Genomic DNA, 1,643 nt, shown 5'->3' with positions numbered 1-1,643 from the left:
CCGCTCGCCTGAATGCGCTGTCCTACAACGGCCGTCCCGTGCCATGGCCGGGCCAAGACGGGCGCGCTTGCAGGCGGAGCGATTCTTGCTCCTGGACTGTGTTACCCTGTCAACTTCCGTTCGGTTCGGATCCCGCTGTGCTGCTTGAGCAAGGTCAAGGAACACGCCGGCCTTGAGGTGTGTTATAGGAGTCGCGAAACGCGAAAGGAGAAACGCCATGCATGAGACGACCATGGAAGACCGCAAAGCCGAGCTCGCCAGCCTCCTGGAAAAGATCAAAGCCGCGCCCGAGGGCCAATGGACCGCCGAGCGCGAGCGGATCGCGGTGCTCCAGCGCCAGCTCGCCGCGCATGAAAAGGCCGGCAACGACGCTTGACCTTCCGCAGCGCTTCGGCAAACAGGCTGCTGGAATCGGATTGGGAGAGTTTCGATGAGTGACGGTGCCGCAAAGTCCATTTCGGGCGGGAAACTGCTGGCGATTTGCCTGTCGGTCGGGGTGGTGTTCATCATCGTCATGCTGATCTGGTTCCAGAACCAGCTCGAAGCCCTCACCGTCCAGCGCGAGGCCGAGCTGCAGGCCGAATATGCCGCCTACGAGGCCGCCGCTGCCGCCGAGGAAGAAGCGGCTGCGGTCGAGGAAGCCGCGGAGGCGCCGGTCGAGGATGGCGCGGTGGCCGAGGAAGCCCCGGCGGAATAGTCTCACCGCTTCGCAGCGGCCCGCCGCTTGTCCGCGATCCAGGGCCGAATCGCCGAGCGCTGTCGCGCCGAGTGCCGGCACACCGGCCATCCGGTCGCCGCGCGCCCCTGAAACCAGGAATGAAGCGGGGCGCTTGATTGCCGGAGGCGATCCGGGCCAAACTTGGCCTCAAGGCGACTCCGTCGCCAGCAAGTAACCGGAGGAACGCAAATGGCCGATGTCCCACCCCCCAAATCGAGACTCTTCTGGATTCTCGCGATCGCCTTGCTGGTCGTTGTGGCTATTATCTTCATGCTCAGGACTACTGTCGAGGAAACTCCCGAAACCGCCGGCGAAACGGCGGCTGCAGGCGAGGCGGCGGGTGTGCCGCCCGACGAGTATATCGTCGCGCCGGAGGATGAAGGCGTCGAAGTCGACCTGCCCGAAACCGCTCCCGCGGTGGTGCCGGTCGACGAAGCAGCCGAATAGCCGAACCGTCAATCGGGCGTTGGCCCGAGCGACTCGATTGTCTTCTTGGCCTCGGCCAGCCCGCAGCCGGTGTCCTCGCGCAGGAACCTGATCGCCTCGATCTTCTCCTTGCGACGCAGCGCGTCGTCGATCCGCGCCCGCGCTTCGGGCGAAATGCGGGTGGTGCTGATCGGCTGTATCCGGTCGCTATCGGCCGACAGCCGTCCGTATGTCGAGCCAAGCTTGAACGCGACCGCCAAGGCAATCGCGATCATCAGCCATTGTTCGAACGTGAAGCCCATTCGGACAGTATAGGTCAGATCAGGCGCCGCACCAATCCGCGCGCGGCCCGCCCCAGCTTTCGGCGAGGCCTTCGGCGACCAGCACCTGGCCGAGGCTCCGCCCACCGCGCCGGGCGACCATCAACCGCCTTCCATAGGAATCGAACGTCCGGTCGGCTGGCTGGAGTTCGAACGGCCCGGCATTGAGCAAGTCGATG

4 protein-coding genes are annotated in these 1,643 nt (G+C 65.0%); 3 read left to right on the top strand and 1 reads right to left on the bottom strand.

Going from position 1 to position 1,643, the window contains the following annotated elements; all coding sequences use genetic code 11:
* The first annotated feature begins 217 nt into the window (after nucleotides 1–217).
* The 3 genes from AC16XC_RS07465 to AC16XC_RS07455 all read left to right on the top strand — a co-directional run bounded on the left by AC16XC_RS07465 (nucleotide 218) and on the right by AC16XC_RS07455 (nucleotide 1,165).
* Nucleotides 218–376 carry a hypothetical protein gene (locus tag AC16XC_RS07465; RefSeq protein WP_484034020.1) on the top strand — a complete coding sequence of 53 codons (159 nt, stop codon included), beginning with the start codon at nucleotides 218–220 and terminating at the stop codon, nucleotides 374–376.
* Nucleotides 377–430: 54 nt separating this feature from the next.
* Nucleotides 431–697, top strand: coding sequence for a hypothetical protein (locus AC16XC_RS07460; RefSeq protein WP_484034019.1), 267 nt, complete (start codon nucleotides 431–433; stop codon nucleotides 695–697).
* 210 nt (nucleotides 698–907) lie between these two features.
* Nucleotides 908–1,165, top strand: coding sequence for a hypothetical protein (locus AC16XC_RS07455; protein ID WP_484034018.1), 258 nt, complete (start codon nucleotides 908–910; stop codon nucleotides 1,163–1,165).
* Nucleotides 1,166–1,173: 8 nt separating this feature from the next.
* On the opposite strand, the gene AC16XC_RS07450 is transcribed toward AC16XC_RS07455, so the two are convergent.
* Nucleotides 1,174–1,446 (bottom strand): hypothetical protein, encoded by a 273-nt coding sequence (locus tag AC16XC_RS07450; RefSeq protein ID WP_484034017.1) that lies wholly within the window; start codon nucleotides 1,444–1,446, stop codon nucleotides 1,174–1,176.
* Nucleotides 1,447–1,643 lie beyond the last annotated feature (197 nt).

It is taken from the genome of Candidatus Andeanibacterium sp., from assembly GCF_057143545.1.
Note: the sequence above shows the minus strand (reverse complement) of the source record. Positions and strands in the feature narration are given on the sequence as shown.

What these genes read in the sequence shown, in the direction of transcription:
- AC16XC_RS07460 (WP_484034019.1), top strand. Translation starts at nt 431, where the DNA reads ATGAGTGACGGTGCCGCAAAGTCCATTTCGGGCGGGAAACTGCTGGCG.
- AC16XC_RS07455 (WP_484034018.1), top strand. Translation starts at nt 908, where the DNA reads ATGGCCGATGTCCCACCCCCCAAATCGAGACTCTTCTGGATTCTCGCG.
- AC16XC_RS07450 (WP_484034017.1), bottom strand. Translation starts at nt 1,446, where the DNA reads ATGGGCTTCACGTTCGAACAATGGCTGATGATCGCGATTGCCTTGGCG.
- AC16XC_RS07465 (WP_484034020.1), top strand. Translation starts at nt 218, where the DNA reads ATGCATGAGACGACCATGGAAGACCGCAAAGCCGAGCTCGCCAGCCTC.